At 66.8% G+C, this 19,447-nt stretch carries 15 protein-coding genes; 12 read left to right on the plus strand and 3 right to left on the minus strand.

Translation table 11 applies throughout. From position 1 onward, the window contains the following. Nucleotides 1-305: 305 nt before the first annotated feature. Entirely contained in the window at nucleotides 306-3,161 is a 2,856-nt protein-coding gene (locus tag WCE59_RS11175; RefSeq protein ID WP_343258855.1) for a TonB-dependent receptor, read from the minus strand. A gap of 290 nt (nucleotides 3,162-3,451) precedes the next feature. On the opposite strand from WCE59_RS11175, the gene WCE59_RS11180 reads away from it, so the two are divergent. Beyond that, nucleotides 3,452-4,528, plus strand: coding sequence for a phytase (locus tag WCE59_RS11180; protein ID WP_343258856.1), 1,077 nt, complete (start codon nucleotides 3,452-3,454; stop codon nucleotides 4,526-4,528). A gap of 44 nt (nucleotides 4,529-4,572) precedes the next feature. After that, complete coding sequence (locus tag WCE59_RS11185) at nucleotides 4,573-5,946, plus strand: metallophosphoesterase (RefSeq protein ID WP_449284156.1); 1,374 nt, start codon at nucleotides 4,573-4,575, stop codon at nucleotides 5,944-5,946. A gap of 95 nt (nucleotides 5,947-6,041) precedes the next feature. Here the strand turns inward: WCE59_RS11185 and WCE59_RS11190 are convergent, their stop codons facing one another. Next, nucleotides 6,042-7,523: an aminotransferase class III-fold pyridoxal phosphate-dependent enzyme gene (locus tag WCE59_RS11190; protein ID WP_343258858.1), complete on the minus strand. Its 1,482-nt coding sequence runs from the start codon at nucleotides 7,521-7,523 to the stop codon at nucleotides 6,042-6,044. 176 nt (nucleotides 7,524-7,699) lie between these two features. On the opposite strand from WCE59_RS11190, the gene WCE59_RS11195 reads away from it, so the two are divergent. The 9 genes from WCE59_RS11195 (at nucleotide 7,700) to secF (ending at nucleotide 17,570) form a co-directional block, all read left to right on the plus strand. Next, a complete protein-coding gene (locus WCE59_RS11195; RefSeq protein WP_343258859.1) occupies nucleotides 7,700-8,131 on the plus strand; it encodes an Lrp/AsnC family transcriptional regulator in 432 nt (143 codons plus the stop codon). Then, nucleotides 8,131-9,174 carry a tRNA preQ1(34) S-adenosylmethionine ribosyltransferase-isomerase QueA gene (queA, locus tag WCE59_RS11200; protein ID WP_343258860.1) on the plus strand — a complete coding sequence of 348 codons (1,044 nt, stop codon included), beginning with the start codon at nucleotides 8,131-8,133 and terminating at the stop codon, nucleotides 9,172-9,174. The genes WCE59_RS11195 and queA overlap by 1 nt, the downstream gene beginning before the upstream one ends. Before the next feature lie 94 nt (nucleotides 9,175-9,268). Next, nucleotides 9,269-10,363 carry a Fe(3+) ABC transporter substrate-binding protein gene (locus WCE59_RS11205; RefSeq protein WP_343258861.1) on the plus strand — a complete coding sequence of 365 codons (1,095 nt, stop codon included), beginning with the start codon at nucleotides 9,269-9,271 and terminating at the stop codon, nucleotides 10,361-10,363. A 73-nt stretch (nucleotides 10,364-10,436) separates the two neighbouring features. Next, entirely contained in the window at nucleotides 10,437-12,083 is a 1,647-nt protein-coding gene (locus tag WCE59_RS11210; RefSeq protein WP_343258862.1) for an ABC transporter permease, read from the plus strand. Beyond that, entirely contained in the window at nucleotides 12,080-13,093 is a 1,014-nt protein-coding gene (locus WCE59_RS11215) for an ABC transporter ATP-binding protein (RefSeq protein ID WP_343258863.1), read from the plus strand. The genes WCE59_RS11210 and WCE59_RS11215 overlap by 4 nt, the downstream gene beginning before the upstream one ends. Next, a complete protein-coding gene (tgt, locus tag WCE59_RS11220; protein WP_343258864.1) occupies nucleotides 13,090-14,214 on the plus strand; it encodes a tRNA guanosine(34) transglycosylase Tgt in 1,125 nt (374 codons plus the stop codon). Before WCE59_RS11215 ends, tgt begins: the two co-directional genes overlap by 4 nt. 108 nt (nucleotides 14,215-14,322) lie before the next feature. Next, nucleotides 14,323-14,658, plus strand: a complete 336-nt coding sequence (yajC, locus tag WCE59_RS11225; protein WP_343258865.1) for a preprotein translocase subunit YajC — start codon at nucleotides 14,323-14,325, stop codon at nucleotides 14,656-14,658. Between the two features lie 64 nt (nucleotides 14,659-14,722). Next, a complete protein-coding gene (secD, locus tag WCE59_RS11230) occupies nucleotides 14,723-16,588 on the plus strand; it encodes a protein translocase subunit SecD (protein ID WP_343258866.1) in 1,866 nt (621 codons plus the stop codon). A gap of 16 nt (nucleotides 16,589-16,604) precedes the next feature. Beyond that, nucleotides 16,605-17,570 carry a protein translocase subunit SecF gene (gene secF, locus WCE59_RS11235; RefSeq protein ID WP_343258867.1) on the plus strand — a complete coding sequence of 322 codons (966 nt, stop codon included), beginning with the start codon at nucleotides 16,605-16,607 and terminating at the stop codon, nucleotides 17,568-17,570. A 72-nt stretch (nucleotides 17,571-17,642) separates the two neighbouring features. On the opposite strand, the gene WCE59_RS11240 is transcribed toward secF, so the two are convergent. Then, the gene (locus WCE59_RS11240; protein WP_343258868.1) at nucleotides 17,643-18,497 is read right to left on the minus strand and encodes an inositol monophosphatase family protein; all 855 of its coding nucleotides are present in this window, start codon (nucleotides 18,495-18,497) and stop codon (nucleotides 17,643-17,645) included. An 86-nt stretch (nucleotides 18,498-18,583) separates the two neighbouring features. Between WCE59_RS11240 and WCE59_RS11245 the strand changes: the two genes are divergently transcribed. Next, a complete protein-coding gene (locus WCE59_RS11245) occupies nucleotides 18,584-19,372 on the plus strand; it encodes an RNA methyltransferase (protein ID WP_343258869.1) in 789 nt (262 codons plus the stop codon). Nucleotides 19,373-19,447: the final 75 nt, after the last annotated feature.

The following is a 19,447-nucleotide window of genomic DNA, read 5'->3' on the forward strand; positions in this document are numbered from 1 at the left end:
ATTCACGCGGCTTCGCGCGCATGGCGCGCTCCTACAAAAAAGCAGTCCTCGAGCCGCAAGCCGGGGCCGGCACTCAGCCTTCCCGGAGCCGAGCCCCGCCGTGGCCGGGAGGCCTTTGCGCGTAAGTAAAGGAGGAGGCCTGCGCCTTGGCGCAGGCCGGGGGACATGGAGCGCAAAGGCCTGCCGGCCGCGGCGGGGCCCTTCAGATCACGGCGGAGGCTCAAAACGCGGATAGCCCTCCGGCTGGCGATAGAAAAGGGGCCGGATCAACCGGCCCCTCTCATATCTTCCAGGCGTCGCCCGGATCAATAGTCGTAGCGCACGCCCACCAGCCACGAGCGGCCGAAGCCCTCCATCTCCAGCACCCGGTTGCGCTGGCCCTGGTACCGGACCTGGCGGGTGTCGTTGATGTTGTTGACCTCGCCAAACAGGCTCACCCCGTTCCCGAACCGGTAGCTCGTAGTGAAGTCCAGGCTCGAACGACCATCCCACAGGATGTTGAGGTCCGGGTTGGTGATGTTGAACTCCTGGATGAACTCCGACCGGTGGTTGTAAGCCAGCCGCGCATTGAAGCCCGACTTCTCGTACGTCAGCGCCAGATTGTAGTTGTGCCGCGAAGTGCCCGGCAGCTCCGTCTCGCCCAGCCCGAACGGCAGCTCCGCCTTGGACTTGGCCCAGGTGTAGTTGGCGTACACGCCCAGACCGTTCCACGCGCCCGGCAGCATGTCGAAGGTCTGCTGCCACGCCAGCTCCATGCCGTAGATGCTGCCCTTGTCGCCGTTCTCCGGCCGGGTCACTTCCTGGCGGATGTCGCGCACCTCGCCGTCGTCCATCACCACGTCTTCCCACACCACGGTGCTGCTGGCCACGAACAGCGGATCGTTGATGCGCTTGTAGAAAGCCGCGGCCGACACCAGGCCCAGCGGGCGCAGGTAGCGCTCGTAGGACACGTCGAAGTTGTGCGCGTAGGCCGCCTTCACGTTCGGGTTGCCCACCGAGACGTCGTCCCAGTCACGCTCGCCGCGGATCCGGTAGGGCGCGGTGTGCATGAAGTCCGGGCGGTTCAGGCCGGTCGAGTACGAGGCGCGCAGGATGGTGTCCTGGTCGAACTCGTAGCGCAGGTGCACGCTCGGCAGGAAGTGGCCGTAGCTGCGGCTGGCATGGCGCGGCGCGAACTCCTCGGTGTCCTCGTTGAACTCGGTGGCGCTGCCTTCAAGTTCGGTGCGCTCGTAGCGTGCGCCGGCCAGCAGGGTCAGCTTGTCCCAGGTGGCATCGACCCGCACGTAGCCGGCGTAGACATCCTCGGAGGCGCGGTAGTCGCCGGTGATCGAGTCTTCAAGCAGGCGCTCATGGTTGCTGCTGGCGCGCAGCGGCTCGCCATGGTTGCTGAAGATGTCGCGGCAGAACCGGCGGCCGGTGAGGAAGTAATCGAAGTTGTTCGACCAGCTGTCGCACAGCATGTCCGAGTAGCTGATGCCCAGCGCGTCGAAGTCATCGCCTTCGCCGTTGCGGTGGCGCTCGTCGTTGAACAGCTTGTCGCGCTGGCGGGCGCGCAGGCCGAACTTGATGTCACCCATCTCGCCGAGGAAGTTCTGCTCGCGGGTCAGGTCGATGCGGAAGCTGTTTTCCTTCTCCTCGCTGTACTCGTAGCGGTCGTTGAGGCGGCGGAACTGGTACCAGTCCTCCGGCAGGTTGACGCCGCTGGCCGGCGCGTCGGCCACGTCCAGGATGTTCCAGACCGGGAAGTCCGGGTTGCTGTAGTCGTAGGCCATGCGCGGCCGGACCTGCGAGCGGAAGATGTACTGCATGCGCGGGCTGGTGGTCTTGTCGGCCTTGCTCTGCGCGGCCTGCCAGTCCAGCTTCCAGTGGTCGCCGATCCAGTGCTCGCCACCCAGGTTGTAGGTGCGGATGGTCTTGTCGTAGGTGCGCTCGCGCAGTTCCTTGTCGAAGGTGGCGCGGCCGGCCACGCCGGTGATTTCGCCCGAGCCGGGCTCGTGGCGCTCCAGCTCGATGGCCATGGCGTCACGGAACTCGCGGTCTTTGAAGTTGGAGTCCGAGGCGATGAAGTACAGCAGGTTCTCGGGGTTGATGCGGATGTCGAAGCGGCCGGTCAGGCCGGTGCGGGTGCGGGTGCCCTCGTAGTCCTTGATCTCGATCTCCGCCGGCATGATCTCGCCATCGAAGTCGTCAAACACCGCTTCCACGTTGTCGGTGTAGCGCTCCTGCTTGCTGCGTGAGGCGGCGATGAGGATGCCGATGTTGTCGTCCGGCCCGAAGCGGTTGCCGATGGTGGCGTTGTAGCGCTGGTTGTCGCCACTGCCCAGCTCGAACTCGCCCCGGGCCGCGGAAGCGCGCAGGGTCAGGCCGTCACGGTCCAGCGCACTCTGGGTGCGGATGTTGATGTTGCCGGCGATGGCGTCGGCGTCCATGTCCGGCGTCAGCGCCTTGGTCACTTCCAGCGCCGCGATCACGTCGGCCGGGATGGTGTCCAGCTCAACGCCACGGCTTTCCGCGTCCGGGTTGGCCAGCTGCACGCCGTCGATGGTGACGGTGGTGAACTCCTTGGGCGCGCCGCGCACGGTCACGTAGCGGCCTTCGCCCTGGTCACGCTCGATCGACACGCCGGGGATGCGCTGGGTGGACTCGGCGATGTTGTTGTCGGGGAACTGCCCCAGCAGGTCGGCTGACACTACGTTGATGTAGTTGGTGGAGGCGCGCTGCTGGTTCAGGGCCTGCGCGTTGGCATCGCGGGTGGCACGGACCTCAACGGTGCCGAAGTCGACGGCGTCGGCAGCCGCAACGGTGCTGTACAGGCTGATCTCGACGCGGGCGCCTTCGTTCGCAGGCAGCTCCACCTCGGTATCCACGCTGTGGTAGCCCAGGTAATCGATGGTGACGGTGTGGCGGCCGGGCGAGACGCTGGCGATGCGGAACTCGCCGTTGCGGCGGGTCACGGCCACCTGCTCGCCGTTGAGCGAGACGATGGCGCCATCAAGCGATGCACCAACCGAGGATTCACGCACCCGGCCGACGATGGTGCCGGCGGAGACGGCTTCGCCGACCAGGGCAGCCGCCTGGGGCTCGGCATGGGCAGGGGCAGCAGCGGCGAACGCGAGCGCCGAAGCAATGGCGGCAGCGATCAGTGAGCGTTGGATGGTCATTGACTACTCTGGTAACGGACAGGTGGAACCGCGGTCGCAGGCGATCGCGGATGCCGCATATGGTCGTGAGCGCTGATTGCCGCCCCATGACCGAATTGCTGCAGTTCGTTTACAGCGCAGCGGCTGGCCTGTAACCGGATGGACACATGCGCTGGCGACAATCGCCGCCTTTCCAACGCCTTTGTGACCAGTCAATGACAAACCGCCGCATCTCCCGAGCTGCTTCCCCGTCTTTCGCTTCCGGCAGCCGTCCCCCGGCGCTGGGTTGGCGCCTGGCTGGCGCCAGCCTGATGGCGCTTGCATTGGCTGCCTGTACCCAGCAGGAAGCGGTGGTCCCCGCCGTCGCTGATGACATGGCCGACAGCGCCACGCTCGGCCCGGTGCTGGTGAACGAGGCGTTCGCCACGCCGATGACCCCGGATGACAACATCGATTCAGTCGCCAGCTGGAGCAGTCCGGATGGCGATGTGCTGGTGCTGGCCACCGCCAAGTCCACCCATCGCCTGGTGGTATATGACGGCTTCACCGGCGAGTTCGTGCGTCACGTGGGTGAGCCGGGCGTGGGTCGTGGCGAATTCGATCGCCCCAACGGCATCGCGGTGGCCGATGACCTGGCATTCGTGGTTGAGCGTGACAATCGCCGGGTGCAGGTGCTGCAGCTGCCGGGCATGGAAACCGTGGCGATGTTCGGCAGCGATGTGCTCGAACTCCCCTACGGTCTGTGGGTGCAGGCCGTGGGCGATGGCTACGAGCTCTACGTGACCGACGCCTATATGGCCGGTGAAGACGAGGAGGGCGAAGACATCCTGCCGCCGCTTTCGGAGCTGGATCGGCGGGTGCACCGCTTTGCCTTCGATCCCGAAGCGGGAGACGCCGGTGCGCGACATCTTGGCGCGTCCGGCGACACCTCTGCCGAAGGGGCGCTGCGGGTGGTGGAGTCGCTGTGGGGCGACCCCGATAACAACCGCCTGCTGGTGGCCGAGGAAGACGAAACCTATTCCAACGAATTCAAGGTGTACGACCTGGAAGGCAGGTTCACCGGTGAGCTGGTAGGCGACACCGTGCTGGAAGCACAGGCCGAAGGGATCATGCTCAAGACCTGCGGCAATGGCGGCGGCTGGTGGATCACCACCGCCCAGGGCCGTGACCGGACCACGTTCCACCTGTTCGACAGGCTCAGCCTGGAACATGTTGGGGCCTTCACTGGCACCACCGTGGCCAACACTGATGGCATCTGGTTGCACGACCAGCCCACGCTGCGATTCCCGGCGGGTGTGCTGTATGCGGTGCACGACGACCAGGGCATGGTGGCCATCGACTGGCGCGGGATTGCGGTGGGCCTGGGATTGCAGGAGTGTCCGCGATGAAGCGCTGTGCCCTGCGTACGGTGAATCACGGCTTGGCGGCACTGGTGCTGGCGGGCCTGCTTGGTGTTCCGGGCCTGGCGCTTGCCGACACAGCCGCCTTACCTCCGACGCGGCAGCTGGAGCCCAATGTCCTCGTGCCGCCGGGCGACCTGCGCTATGCCCCTGCGGCGCAGCCGGACAGGATCATCGCGACTCCTGCAGCCGATCCCGCGCACGGTTTCCAGGTGGCATGGCGCACCTCGCTGGCCATTGAAAACCCGCTGCTGGAGCTTGCGCTGGCCGGTGATTCTCCGGATACCGGAGAGACCAGGAAAAGGGTAGCCCGCAGCACCCGCCTGGAGTCCGAAACCGGTGCGGGCTACCAGCACCAGGTCGAAGTGGACAGTCTGGATCCGGACACGCTGTACGCGTTTCGTGTGCAGGGCGCGAATGGCTGGTGGAGCCCTTGGCGGCAATTGCGCACGGCGGGCACCCCGGCTCAGCCGCTGGAGTTCCTGTATTTCGGCGACACCCAGAACAAGAACGCCAGCCACTCCACCCGGGTGATCCTGGAAGCGCTGCGCCACGCACCCCGCGCGCGGCTGGCGCTGTTCACCGGTGACCAGGTCAGCGGCGGCGACGGCGAGGATGACAGTGAGTGGGGCGAGTGGTTCGATGCCGCCGCCCCGGTGACGGCGACCATGCTGCTGGCCCCCGTGGCCGGCAACCACGAATACGCCAAGGAGTTCGAGGACACCCCGCAGGAGCGCCGCGTACTGGGTGCCCATTGGCCGCACGTGCATGCACTGCCCGGCAATGGTGCACCGGGCGCGAAGGCAACCACCTACTGGTTCGATATGCACGATGCGCGCTTCGTGGTGCTGGACGGCACCTCAGCGCTGGATCTGGGCACTGCCCGGGCACAGGCACGCTGGCTCGAAGAAGTGCTGTCGACCAACCCGCCAGAGTGGCTGATCGTGGCCATCCACCAGCCGATGTTCTCGCCCCGCCAGGACCGCGACAATGTGCTGCTGCGCGAGCAGGTGCTGCCGGTGCTCGAGCGTCATCGCGTGGACCTGGTGCTGCAGGGCCATGACCATGTCTACGGCCGCCGCGGCGGGCTGGTGGAAGGGCAGGGCACGCCGCAGTACCTGGTCAGCGTGGTGGGTGCCAAGCAGTACCGGCTGTCACCGCAGGCTCGTGACACGATGGCCCCCGTGGCCGAGGACACCCAGCTGTTCCAGGTGATCCGGATCGAAGGCGGCGAGCTGCACTATGAATCGCGTACCGCGACCGGCCGTCTGTATGACGCGTTCTCGCTGGCCGGAGATCGTGCTTCGGGCCGCCGGCTGGTGGAGCGTACGGAAGGCAGGATCCAGCAGCGCGACTGCCCCCGGCCGGCCACCCTCAAAGGCCGCACCGACCGCTGCTGGGAATGAGCAACGCGCGTCAGGCGCATCCCGCACAATCAAAAAGGCCCGGGCAATGCCCGGGCCTCCAGTGCTCAAACCCTGCTTGCTCAGGTCCGGCGTGCTCAGGCCTTGCGCGGGCCTTCCTTCAGCACCCGGCGGACCATGTCGACCAGCAGGTCGAGCTCGTCCTCGGCCATTTCAAAGCGCGGGGTGAAGCGCAGCGAGTTCTCGCCGCCGTGGATCACGCCCAGGCCGTTCTCACGCAGCCACTCCTCGCTCGAGCCCGCGCCGTAACCCTTGAACTCGCCCGACAGCTCGCACGAGAACAGCAGGCCGGTGCCCTGCACCTTGGTGATCAGCCCGCCCAGCTCGGTCTTCAGCGCTTCCAGCTTCTCCACCGCCTGGCGGCCGCGCTGCTGGATATTGGCCCGCACCTTGGGAGTCACCATGCCCAGTACCGCCGTGCCCACATCCGCTGCGCGCGGGTTGGCGGTCATGGTGTTGCCGTAGGTGCCGCGCTTGTAGATGCCGGCAGCACGCTCGTTGACCGCCAGTACCGACAGCGGGAACTGGCCGGCGTTGAGTGCCTTTGAATAGGTTTCCATGTCCGGAGCTTCCTGGCCCTCGAACCCGGGGTAGTCAACGATCGACAGGGTGCCGGTGGCGCGCAGGCCGGCCTGGATCGAGTCGATCAGCAGCAGCGATCCGTGGGCTTTGGTCAGCTCGCGCGCAGCGGCGTAGAACTCCGGTGGCACGCTGCGGCCGGGGTCGCCTTCGCCCATCACCGGCTCCAGGAACATCGCCTCGATGAACCAGCCGTTGGCATCGGCATCGGCAAATGCCTGCTTCAGCGCGTCCAGGTCGTACGGCGCGATCACCAGCACGCTGTCTTCGGTGCGGTAGCTTGCCAGCGCGCCCTGGTAGGCCTTGCGGGTGGAATCGGAATACAGGGCCGGGGCCTCGGTGCGGCCGTGGAAGGCCCCCTTGACCACCAGGCGCTTGACCGTGCGGCCGGCGTGGCGGCCATCCGGATCGGTCATGGTCTTGGCGTTGGTGTCGGCAATGCGCGCGGCCAGCGAGACCGACTCGGAGCCGGAGTTGAGGCACATGAACGCCGTGAACGGGCAGCCGCTGCCGGTGTGGCCGATCTCGGCCCGCAGCATCTTCGCCAGGCGCATCTGCGAAACGTTCGGGGTCATGATGTTGGCCAGCGCCTGTGGCTTGCTCATGGCGTCGATCACCGGCTTGGGCGCATGGCCGAAGCCGAGCATGCCGTAGCCGCCGGTGTCATACAGCACGGCGCCCTTCAGGGTCACGATCCAGGGGCCGCGGGCGGTCAGCGCCACGTAGGGGTTCACGCCGTCCTGCGGGTAGAAGTTGACGAAGTCCGCCTGGGTCTTCTGGATCTGCTGGTCTTCATCCAGGTCCAGCAGGTCCGCATACTCGGTGCGGATCAGCGCGTATTCCTCCGCGGCCGCCTCGATCGCTTCCACCAGCTCCGGGTGGCCGGAGGCGAAGCGCTCGATGGTGGCGTCATCCAGGCCATTGGTGCGGCGTGCGCCGGCGTGGGCGCGGAGCGCGGAAAGCTTGTCGATCACGGACATGGGCGTGTTCCTCTGGTTCAAAAAAGTGTCGGGGCGCCCCGGTTGGGACGCGGCGTGCGCAGCGGGTGGGAGGCACGCACGTGGTCCATTGTCTGAAATTAAATCGTCGTTTGAAAGGTATGGATTGCACGGATTGGTGCATAATTTCGTCATATCGACGATAAAGCGAGGCCTCCATGAAGCTCACGACTGCCGACGAACAGCTGCTTTCCCTGCTGCGAGAGGACGCGCGCCTGTCGACCGCAGAGATCGCGCGGCGGCTGCAGCTCTCGCGCACCACGGTACACAGCCGGATCGAACGCCTGGAGCGGCGCGGAGTGATCGAGGGCTACACGGTGCGCGTTTCCGATGATTACGAGCGGGCCCAGATCAGGGCCCACATCCTGATCGCGGTGCTGCCCCGGCAGATGGCGTCAGTGGTCCAGGCCCTGCATGACATCCCGGAAGTGCGCGCGCTGCATTCGGTCAGCGGGGCCTCGGATCTGGTGGCGCTGGGGGCCGCGCCGACGGTGGGCGACATGGACGTCCTGACCGATCGCATCGGCGCCATCGATGGTGTTGAACGCACCACATCCTCCATCATTCTCTCCACCAAATTTTCGCGCTGATGAAAAAGTCCGACTTCCATTACGAGCTTCCACCCGAACTGATCGCCCAGGAACCATTGCCCGAGCGCTCCGCCAGCCGCCTGCTGCTGGTGCCGCCGGACAGCACGGGGTTCGATGACCGCAACGTGGCCGATCTGCCCGATCTGCTGCAGCCCGGCGACCTGCTGGTGTTCAATGACACCCGGGTGATCCCGGCGCGCCTGTTTGGCAACAAGCAGAGCGGTGGCAGGGTGGAGCTGCTGATCGAACGGGTGCTGTCGGATTCCAGGGCCCGTGCGCAGCTGCGGGCGAGCAAGCCGCCCAAGCCCGGCGCGGTGATCGAACTGGATGGCGGCGGCAGCGCCGAGGTGCTGGAGCGCGATGGCGGCTTCTATCTGCTGCGCTTTGACGTGCCGGAGGCGCTGGAATCGTGGCTGCTGGAAGCGGGGCGCATGCCGTTGCCGCCGTATATCCAGCGGGCCCCGGGCCGGGATGACGCAGAGCGCTACCAGACCGTTTTTGCACGCGAGTCCGGGGCGGTGGCGGCGCCAACGGCGGGCCTGCACTTCGACGAGCGGCTGCTGGAAGCGCTGCAGGCGCGCGGGGTGGAATTCGGCCACGTCACCCTGCACGTGGGCGCAGGCACGTTCCTGCCAATGCGGGTGGATGACCTGCATGCGCACCGCATGCACAGCGAATGGCTGAACGTGGGGGCGGAGCTGGTGGCGCAGATCCGCCGCACCCGCGAGGCCGGGGGGCGGGTGATTGCGGTCGGCACCACGGTGGTGCGGGCGCTGGAAAGTGCCATGCGCCTGAACGAAGCCGGCGAGGGTGCGCTGCATCCGTTTTCCGGAGAGACGCAGATCTTCATCTTCCCGGGCTACCGGATCCGCAGCGTGGATGCGCTGCTGACCAACTTCCACCTGCCCGAGTCGACGCTGCTGATGCTGGTCTCGGCATTTGCCGGCAAGGAGCGCGTGTTTCAGGCCTATGCGCATGCGGTGCAGCAGCGTTACCGGTTTTTTTCCTATGGCGACGCGATGCTGCTGTTCCCCAGCCCGTGACGTCAATGATTATAATTCCCATCTGCGCTCAGCACCTTCAGCCGGGCTCGCCAGAGCGTCATCCCCCCAATTTGTGGAGTTGTTCATGCGCCTGATGTCCCGATCGTTCCGCCTGTCCCGTCCCACCGGCCTGCTGGCCGCCGCCTGCGCCGCGCTGCTGCTGGCCGCGTGCGGAGGGCAGGAGGATTCCACCTCCGCAGCCGCCACCGGCGCGTCGGACGCAGCGGCTTCCGGCGAGGTGAATCTGTACACCACCCGTGAGCCGGGCCTGATCCAGCCGCTGCTGGATGCCTTCACCGACAACACCGGCATCGCGGTCAACACGGTGTTCCTGAAGGACGGCCTGATGGAGCGGCTGGGCGCGGAAGGCGAGCGCTCGCCGGCCGACGTGCTGATGACCGTGGATACCGGCAACCTGCTGGACGTGGTCAACGCCGGCTACACCCAGGCCGTGCAGTCCGATGTGCTGGAATCCGCCATCCCCACGCACCTGCGGGGCGGGGATGGCCAGTGGTTCGCGCTGTCGCTGCGCGACCGCGTGCTGTACGCCGACAAGGACCTGGAGCTTGAAGGCTTCACCTACGAGAACCTGGCCGATCCGCAGTGGAAGGGCCGGGTGTGCATCCGCTCGGGCCAGCACCCGTACAACACCAGCCTGTTCGCGGCGATGATCGCCCACTCCGGCGCCGAGGCCACCGAGCAGTGGCTGCGCGGGGTCAAGGACAACCTGGCCCGCAAGGCTGCCGGCGGCGACCGCGATGTGGCCCGCGACATCCTCGCCGGCATCTGCGACATCGGCATCGCCAACGCCTATTACGTCGGCCGGATGAAAAACAGCGAAGAGGGCAGCGAGCAGCGCCAGTGGGGCGATGCGATCCAGGTGGTGCGCCCGGTGTTCGCCAGCGCTGAAGACGGCGGCACCCACGTGAACATCAGCGGTGGCGCGATTGCTGCCAACTCGCCCAACCGCGACAACGCGGTGCAGCTGCTGGAATACCTGGTGTCCGACGCGGCCCAGAGCATGTACGCCATGGCCAACTACGAGTATCCGGTGAAGGCGGGCGTTGAGCTTGACCCGGTGGTGGCCAGCTTCGGCGAGATGGAGATCGATCCGCTGCCGCTGACCGAGGTGGCGCGCTATCGCAAGCAGGCGAGCGAGCTGGCCGACAAGGTCGGGTTCGACAACTGATGCCTGGATGCCGGGCCAGCGCGGTAGCGGGATGACGCTGGCATCGACCTGGCGGGCGCAACCGGTTTCGCGGTTGCGCCCCGACTTCTGGCAGCCCGCGGCAACGGTGGTCGCCGCGATCATGCTGTTGCCGCTGCTGGCGCTCGGCTGGAGCGCCCTGCAGGGCAGTGACGGGCTGTGGTCGCATATCGCGGTCCATGTGCTGCCGCGCTCCGCGCTCAATACCCTGATCCTGCTGGGCGGGGTGGGCGCGCTGGTGATCGCGATCGGCACCGGCGCGGCCTGGCTGGTCACGGCCTACGAGTTTCCCGGCCGGCGGTTCGTGTCCTGGGCCCTGCTGCTGCCGCTGGCGGTGCCCACCTATATCGTCGCGTTCTCCTACCTGGACCTGCTGCATCCGCTGGGGCCGGTGCAGGGCGTGCTGCGCAGCCTGCTGGGCTACGACAGTCCGCGCGATTTCCGGCTGCCGGATATCCGCTCGCTGACCGGCTGCATCGTGCTGCTTGGCTTCGTGCTCTATCCCTATGTGTACCTGACCACCCGGGCCATGTTCATGACCCAGGCGGCGAGCCTGCTGGAAGCGGCGCGCTCGCTGGGCGCCTCGCCGCTGCGGGTGTTCACCCGGGTTGCCCTGCCGATGGCGCGCCCGGCGATTGCCATCGGCGCGGTACTGGCGCTGCTGGAAACGCTCAACGATATCGGCGCTTCCGAATTCCTCGGCGTGCAGACCCTGACCGTGGCGGTCTACACCACCTGGGTGACCCGCAGCGACCTGCCGGGGGCTTCGCAGATCGCGATGGCGATGCTGGCGATCGTGGTGCTGCTGATCCTGATCGAACGCTACGGTCGCCGCCGCCAGCGCTACGCCGCCACGCAGCGGCCCCGGCCCATGCGCCCGCTGCAACTGCGCGGTGCGCCGGCCTGGCTGGCGCTGGGGCTGGGCGTGGTGCCGGTGCTGATCGGCTTCGCCATCCCGGCATCGCATCTGGCGTGGGAATCCTTTGAACGCCTGGGCAGCAGCGGGGTGTCTCCGCAGCTGCTGGCCAGCGCCCGCAACACCCTGCTGATCGCACTGGCCGCAACGGTGGTGACGTTGGTGGCCGGGCTGACGGTGGCCTGGGCGCTGCGCCTTGCCCAGGGACGCCGGCGCAGCAGGCTGGCCGCGTTGAACCTGCGCGTTGCAAGTCTTGGCTACGCGGTACCTGGCACCGTGCTGGCCATCGGCCTGCTGGTGCCGCTGGCCTGGTTCGACGACGGTGCCAACGTGGTGATCGCGGCTTTCGGCGGCGCTCCGCAGATGGTGCTCATGGGCTCGGCGACGGCGCTGGTGATCGCGTACATGCTGCGCTTCCTGGCCATATCCGCGGGCGGGATCGAAGCCGGCCTGACCCGGGTGCCGCGTTCGCTGGACCAGGCCGCGGCCAGTCTTGGCCATTCGCCCGGGGCGATGCTGCAGCGGGTGCATCTGCCGCTGCTGCGCCCGGCCATGGCCGCGGCGGCACTGCTGGTGTTCGTCGATACCATGAAGGAACTGCCGGCCACGCTGCTGCTGCGGCCGCTGAATTTCGAAACCCTGGCGACCTGGCTGTATGCCGAAGCGTCGCGGGGGACCTATGAGGAGGGCGCTGTGGCGGCCTTGATGATCGTTTTGGTGGGACTGCTGCCGGTGGTGCTGTTGGCGCGGACCGGCCTGGGCTACGGCCGGGAGCATGCATCGTGAGTGACCAGGCATTGCTGCAGCTGGCCGATGTGCAGGTGGGTTACCCGACGTCGGCCGGCATGAAGGTGGTGGTGGATGGCCTGTCGCTGGAGCTGCAGGCGGGCGAAATCGGCTGCCTGCTCGGCGCGTCGGGCTGCGGCAAGACCACCGTGCTGCGGGCTATCGCCGGTTTCGAGCCGCTGATTGCCGGGCGTCTTGAACTGGAAGGCAAGTTGATTGCCGACGCGCATGGCGGCCAGGCGCCGGAGCAGCGCAGGGTCGGCATGATGTTCCAGGACTACGCGCTGTTCCCGCATCTGGACGTGGCCGCCAACGTTGCCTTCGGCCTGCGGCACCGGCCACGGGCCGAGCGGGCGGAGCGGGTGCGTGAGCTGCTGGAGCTTGTGGGGCTGGAGGCGTCCGCCGACGCGTTCCCCCATGAGCTGTCCGGAGGCCAGCAGCAGCGGGTGGCGCTGGCGCGCGCGCTGGCCCCGGAACCGGCCCTGCTGTTGCTGGACGAGCCGTTCTCCAATCTGGATATCGACACCCGCCAGCGCCTGGCCGGCGAGCTGCGCACGCTGCTCAAGGCCACCGGCACGACCGTGCTGATGGTGACCCACGACCAGGCCGAGGCGTTCGCCATGGCCGACCGGATCGGGGTGATGGAACGCGGCCGGATCCTGCAGTGGGATTCGGCGGTCTCGCTTTACCGGCGTCCGGCCGACCGCTTCGTGGCCGACTTCATCGGACGCGGCAGCCTGGTATCGGCCGCCGCGCTGGGGCTGGCTGGCGACGGCGAGGTGCTGCTGCGGCCGGAGTCGCTGAGCTGCGATCCCGCGGGCGCGATCCGCGGTGAACTGGTCAACGTCGGCTTCCGCGGCCCGCACCATATCGGCAGCGTGCGTCTGGGTGGCGGTGAAGTGGTCGAGGTGGACCTGTGTGACGAGCATGCGGCCCAGGCCGGAGCTGAAATCGGGCTGCGCCTGGTGGGCGATCCGCTGGTGGTGCCTGGAGCCGGGGAAGGGCGATGAGTTCACGCATGGATTTTGAATTGCTGGCCAGCGATGGCGCGGCCCGCCGCGGGCGGATGCGCTTTCCGCGCGGCACGGTGGAAACGCCGGCATTCATGCCGGTGGGCACCTACGGCACGGTCAAGGGCGTATTGCCGGACCAGGTGCGCGCGTTGGGCGCGCAGATGATCCTGGGCAATACCTTCCACCTGTATCTGCGCCCGGGTCTGGAGGTGATCGGCGATCACGGCGGCCTGCACGGCTTCACCCGCTGGGATGGGCCGATCCTGACCGACTCGGGTGGGTTCCAGGTGTTCTCGCTGGCGCACAAACGCCGCATCACCGAGCAGGGGGTGACCTTCCAGGCGCCCACCGACGGGCGCACCGTGTTCCTGGGCCCGGAAGAGAGCATGCACATCCAGAAGGTGCTCGACTCGGACGTGGTGATGATTTTCGACGAATGCCCGCCGGTGCACGTGGATGGCAAGCCGGTGGAGCGCCAGGTGATCGAACGCTCGATGGAGCTGTCGCTGCGCTGGGCCGAGCGCTCCAGGCGCGCCCACGAAGGCAACGACGCGGCGCTGTTCGGGATCGTCCAGGGCGGGATATTCCAGGATCTGCGCACGCGTTCGGCGGAAGGGCTGAAGGGCATTGGCTTCGACGGCTACGCCATCGGCGGGCTGGCGGTGGGCGAGACCGAGGACGAGCGCAACGCCATGCTCGACCACACCTGCCCGCAGCTGCCGACCGACCGGCCGCGCTACCTGATGGGGGTCGGCCGGCCCGAGGACCTGGTGGAGGCGGTGGCGCGCGGGGTGGACATGTTTGACTGCGTGATGCCCACCCGCAACGCCCGCAACGGCCACTATTTCACCAGTACCGGCACCGTCCGGATCCGCAATTCCAAATACGAACGCGACCTGCGCCCGATTGAGGAGGGCTGTGGCTGCGCCGCATGCGCTGGCGGCTACACCCGCGCCTATCTGCGCCACCTGGTGCGCTGCAATGAAATGCTGGGACCGATCCTCGGCACCCTGCACAACCTCTGGTACTACCAGCAGCTCATGGCCGGCATGCGTGATGCGATCGCCGCGGGAACCTTCGCCGCCTTCCGCGAGTCTTTCTACGCAGCCCGCACGTAGGTCGGGGCTACGCCCCCGACGCGCGTCCCCCATGCTGCGGGCCCCGCCAGCGCCAACCTCCGCCGCCGTGGCATAATTCCCGGCTGTTTTCCCTTCTTGGATATCCCGATGACCCTGCTCGACTTCTTCATCGCCCCCGCCCACGCCGCTGCAGCACCCGCCGGAGGCAGCATGCTGCAGGCGCTGATGTTCCCGCTGCTGCTGATCGCGATCATGTACTTCCTGCTGATCCGTCCGCAGATGAAGCGCAACAAGGAGCATCGGGGCATGCTCGAGAAGCTGTCCGTGGGTGACGAGGTCATCTCGGGCGGCGGCATCGCCGGCACCGTGCGCGCCATTGGCGACAGCTTCGTGACGATCGAGATCGCCGACCGCGTGGAGATCCGCGTGCAGAAGGGTTCGATCGGCAATGTGCTGCCCAAGGGCACCCTCAAGTCCGCCTGAGCGGACATCTACTTCCAAATACTTGACAGGCGTCAGCTGAAAGGCTGCCGCGCAGGGACCCGCAATGCTGGAATTTCCCCGTTGGAAATACGCCTTGATCGTGCTGGTGGCACTGCTCGGCTTGCTGTACGCGCTGCCGAACATGTATCCGCAGGATCCGTCGGTGCAGGTGACGGCCACCCGCGGCAACCAGGTCAGTCAGCCGCTGGTTGAGCGTATCCGCACCCAGCTGGATGAAGCCGGCATCGCGCTCAAGTCGATCGACGTCGATATCGAGGGCGGCAACCTGATGGTGCGCCTGCCGGATCTGGATTCGCAGACCCTGGCATCGGATCTGCTGCGGGAGTCCCTGGGTGAAAACTACACCGTCACCCTGAACCTGGCCTCCACTGTGCCGGACTGGCTCAGCCGGCTCGGCGCCAATCCGATGGTGCTGGGGCTCGACCTGCAGGGCGGCGTGCATTTCGTGATGCAGGTGGACCAGCAGGCCGCGCTTGAGCGGCGGCTTGATTCCTACGCAGAAGCCATCCGCGCCAGCCTGCGCGATGCCCGCGTGCGTTACACCTCTGTGGAACGGCGCGCCGACGGCAGCATCCAGACCGTGCTGGCCGATGAAGCAGACGTCAGCCGGGCCATGCGGCTGATGGCCACCGATCAGCCAACGCTCAACCGCAGCGTGAGCGGCAACCGCATCACCACCCGGGTGCCGGATACGGAACTGAACCAGATCGCGATCGATGCGATCGACCAGAACATCACCACGCTGCGCAACCGCGTGGACGAAGTGGGCGTGTCCGAGCCGGTCATCCAGCGCCAGGGCGACGACCGCGTGGTGGTGCAGCTGCCCGGCGTGCAGGACACCGCCGAGGCGAAGCGCATGATTGGCGCCACCGCAACGCTCGCCTATCACGCGGTGCTGGACGGCGACGCCTTCGAGGCCGCCCGCACCGGCGTGGTGCCGCCCGACGGGCGCATCTACTACAGCCGCGATGTGGGTATCGACGGCAACCCGATTCCCTACATCCTCAGCCGCCGGGTGATCGCCACCGGCGAGGAAATGGTGAACGCGCAGTCCAGCTATGACCAGAACGGCCTGCCCGCGGTCAGCGTGACCCTGAATGCCTCGGCCGGAAAGCGCATGTTCGACTTCACCAGCATGAGCGTCGGCAAGCCGATGGCGGTGGTCTACATCGAACGCGTGCCGCAGGTGCGGATGGTCAACGGCGAGGAAGTGCGTACCTTCCGCGACAGCGAGGAAATCATCAGCGTCGCCAACATCTCCGGCGTCTTCAGCCGCGAGTTCCAGACCACCGGCCTGGAGAAGCAGGAGGCCGACGACCTGGCCCGCATGCTGCGCTCCGGCTCGCTGGCCGCGCCGATGGACTTCATCGAAGAGCGCATCGTCGGCCCCAGCCTGGGCGCCGAGAACGTCTCGCGCGGTATCACCGCGGTGGGCTATGCGTTCCTGTTCACCCTGTTCTTCTTCATGCTGTATTACCGGATGTTCGGGCTGATCACCAGCGTGGCGCTGCTGATGAACCTGGTGCTGGTCATCGCAGTGATGTCGATCTTTACCGCCACCATGACGCTGCCTGGCTTCGCCGGTCTCGCGCTGTCGATCGGCCTGTCGGTTGACGCCAACGTGCTGATCAACGAGCGAATACGCGAGGAGTTGCGTAACGGCATGCCGCCCAAGTCGGCCATCGCCACCGGTTACGACAAGGCATCGAGTTCGATCCTGGACGCCAACCTCACCGGCATCCTGGCGGGTGTTGCCCTGTACGCCTTCGGCACCGGCCCGCTGCGCGGGTTTGCCATCACCCTGGTGGTCGGTATCAGCGCTTCGATGTTCACCGCCCTGGTGGTGACGCGCGGAATTGCAACGCTGATCTACGGGCGTCGCAAGAAGCTCAAGACGCTGGCCATTTGACGGGAGAACCGACGATATGAAGATTTTCCCGATTTCCCTGCTTCCCGCGAACCCGAGCGTCGACTTCATGCGGATGCGCTGGGTCACGATGATCGCGGGCCTGGTGGTATTTCTGGTGGCGATCGGAGCGATTGCCACGCAGGGCTTCAACTACGCGCTGGACTTCACCGGAGGCACATCGGTCACCCTGCGTTTCGACCAGGCCCCCGATGTCGACAGCGTGCGTGAGCAGCTGGCACAGGCCGGCCACGACAACGCTCAGGTGCAGACCTTCGGCAGCGGTGCGGACCTGTTGGTGCGCCTGCGTGCGGAGGAAGAGCAGCTGACGGTGGACCAGAACGCCCAGCTGGTGCAGGACGTGATTGCCGCGGTGAGCACGCCCGACAACCCGGCCACGGTGATCAGCAGCGAGTCCATTGGCTCGCAGGTGTCCGATGAGCTGGCTGCCAAGGCCATCAACGCGATTATTTTCGTGCTGGTTGGCTTCATGATCTACATCGGCTTCCGGTTTGAATGGAAGTTCGCGGTGGTGGCCAGCGCGACCACGTTCTTCGACGTGATCGTGGTGGCGGGCTTCTGGGCCATGACCGGGCGCGAGTTCGACCTGACCGTGCTGGCGGGCCTGCTGGCGGTGATGGGCTTCTCGATCAACGACAAGATCGTGGTGTTTGACCGCGTGCGTGAGAACTTCCGCAGCATGCGCGCCGATCCGCTGACCGTGTTCAACGCGTCGATCAACCAGACCCTGTCGCGCACGATCATCACCTCTGTGGTGTTCCTGCTGTCGGTGACCGCGCTGTACTTCTACGGCGGCGGCTCACTGGAAGGCCTGGCACTGACCCAGATGATGGGCGCGGTGATTGGCACGCTGTCCTCGATCCTGCTGGCCTGTCCGCTGCTGACGGTCGGCTTCTTGACCGTTACCAAGCAGGACCTGCTGCCCAAGGCCAAGGATGAGGAGGCGCTGGCGCGGCGTCCCTGATCGGGAAGGCATCGCCCACGAAAAAGGCCGCGCACTGCGCGGCCTTTTTCGTTTCTGTCCAACCCGGAAGCGTCAGTCGGTTGCGACGGTTGCCAGGCCGGTGAACGCGGCGGCGTAGCCGGAGGAGGCGATGATCCTCTGCAGCGGCTCGGTTACGCGTACGTTGCCGGCCAGCAGCTGGCGGCTGGCGGTGCCGCGGTCGTCCATGCGGCCTGTGGCGGCGTTCTTGAAGTCGGCCACCCGGCCTCCTGCTTCGCGGACCAGCAGCGCGCCGGCGGCGATATCCCAGGGCTTGAGCCCCGCTTCGAAATACGCGTCCAGGCGACCACAGGCCACGTAGGCCAGGTCCAGCGCTGCAGAGCCGCTGCGGCGCACGTCCTCGGCATCGATCAACAACTGGCGCACGCATTCAAGCTGGGCGCCGGCGCGGGCGCGCTCGCGCGGAGCGAAGCCGGTGCCCACCAGTGCGCCGGAGAGCTCGCGACGATCGGCAACCCGGATCCGGCGCTCGTTGAGCTGCGCGCCGCCGCCGCGGCTGGCCGTGAACAGCTCGTTGCGCAGCGGATCGAAGATCACCCCGTGCTGCGGCTCACCGTCTTCGACCAGCGCGATCGACACGCACCAGTGGGGAATGCCGCGCAGGTAGTTGCTGGTGCCATCGAGCGGATCGATCACCCACATGGTGCGGGTGGGGCCGCGGTTGCCCTTCAGCAGGCCGCTTTCCTCGCCGAGCACGGCGTATTCGGGGTTGGCGCGGCGCAGCTCCTTGATGACCTCGGCCTCGGCCAGGCCATCCACCTCGCTGGCATAGTCGTAACGGTCTTTTTCGACCACGTTCAGTGCATCCAGACGGTGCATGTGGCGCAGCAGCACGTTGCCGCCGGCGCGGGCCGCCTTGATCATGATGTTGACGGCAGGTTTTAGCATCGCGACGGGCTCCGGGCGCTTGGGGGGACAGCAGGGGGAAAGAACGGGCAGCGCTGTTGGCTGGCCGGACAGTTTAACATCCGTGCATGGCTGACGATCCGATTGAACTCCAACCCTCCGCAGCACCGTCCGGTGCGTCCAGCAGGATCCGCATTGTGCTGGTGGGAACCCAGCACCCCGGCAATATCGGTGCCGCGGCGCGGGCCATGCTCACGATGGGCCTGGCCCGGCTGGCGCTGGTGGCCCCCCGGCATTTCCCGCACGCCGAAGCCGAAGCCATGGCTGCCGGCGCCGATTCGGTATTGCAGCAGGCGACGCTCCACGCGGACCTCGCCGAAGCGGTGGCGGACTGCCACCTGGTGCTGGGCTGTACCGCCCGCGACCGGCGGATTGCGCTCCAGCAGCTTGCTCCCCGTGAAGCGGCTGGGCAGGCCGTGCAAGCCGCGCAGGCCGCGGAAGTGGCGCTGGTGTTTGGACGGGAGCGCACCGGGCTGGAGAACTCCGAACTCCAGCTCTGCCACCGGGCCATCCATATTCCCTCCAATCCCGGCTACAGCTCGCTCAATCTCGCTGCCGCGGTTCAGGTGATCAGCTACGAATTGCGCCTGGCGTTGCTGGAGCAGGGCCAGGCAGGCCCGCTGCCCCCAGCCGCCAGCGCAGATCAGCTGGCCAGCCATGCCGAAGTTGAAGGGTTTTTCGGCCAGCTGCATGACACCCTGGACGAGATCGAATTTCACAAGGGCCGCAACCCGGACGCGGCCATGCGCAAGTTGCGCCGCATTTTCGTGCGCACGGACCTGAATGCCGGCGAGGTGCGCCTGCTGCGCGGGGTGCTGGCTGATTGCCAGCGCATGGCCCGGTTGGCCCGGGACTGACGGGGCCGATGGACACTGCCAGGCCATTGGGGATTGGGCTAATCTCGATTCCAGTCATTCCGGGGACACTGATCT

Origin of the sequence: Luteimonas qiangzhengi (genome assembly GCF_039548515.1) — a bacterium.
GTDB lineage: Bacteria > Pseudomonadota > Gammaproteobacteria > Xanthomonadales > Xanthomonadaceae > Luteimonas.

Coding starts and splice junctions, on each gene's coding strand:
- WCE59_RS11175 (WP_343258855.1), bottom strand. CDS start 3,161: ATGACCATCCAACGCTCACTGATCGCTGCCGCCATTGCTTCGGCGCTC.
- WCE59_RS11180 (WP_343258856.1), top strand. CDS start 3,452: ATGGCGCTTGCATTGGCTGCCTGTACCCAGCAGGAAGCGGTGGTCCCC.
- WCE59_RS11190 (WP_343258858.1), bottom strand. CDS start 7,523: ATGTCCGTGATCGACAAGCTTTCCGCGCTCCGCGCCCACGCCGGCGCA.
- WCE59_RS11195 (WP_343258859.1), top strand. CDS start 7,700: ATGAAGCTCACGACTGCCGACGAACAGCTGCTTTCCCTGCTGCGAGAG.
- queA (WP_343258860.1), top strand. CDS start 8,131: ATGAAAAAGTCCGACTTCCATTACGAGCTTCCACCCGAACTGATCGCC.
- WCE59_RS11205 (WP_343258861.1), top strand. CDS start 9,269: ATGTCCCGATCGTTCCGCCTGTCCCGTCCCACCGGCCTGCTGGCCGCC.
- tgt (WP_343258864.1), top strand. CDS start 13,090: ATGAGTTCACGCATGGATTTTGAATTGCTGGCCAGCGATGGCGCGGCC.
- yajC (WP_343258865.1), top strand. CDS start 14,323: ATGACCCTGCTCGACTTCTTCATCGCCCCCGCCCACGCCGCTGCAGCA.
- secD (WP_343258866.1), top strand. CDS start 14,723: ATGCTGGAATTTCCCCGTTGGAAATACGCCTTGATCGTGCTGGTGGCA.
- secF (WP_343258867.1), top strand. CDS start 16,605: ATGAAGATTTTCCCGATTTCCCTGCTTCCCGCGAACCCGAGCGTCGAC.
- WCE59_RS11240 (WP_343258868.1), bottom strand. CDS start 18,497: ATGCTAAAACCTGCCGTCAACATCATGATCAAGGCGGCCCGCGCCGGC.
- WCE59_RS11245 (WP_343258869.1), top strand. CDS start 18,584: ATGGCTGACGATCCGATTGAACTCCAACCCTCCGCAGCACCGTCCGGT.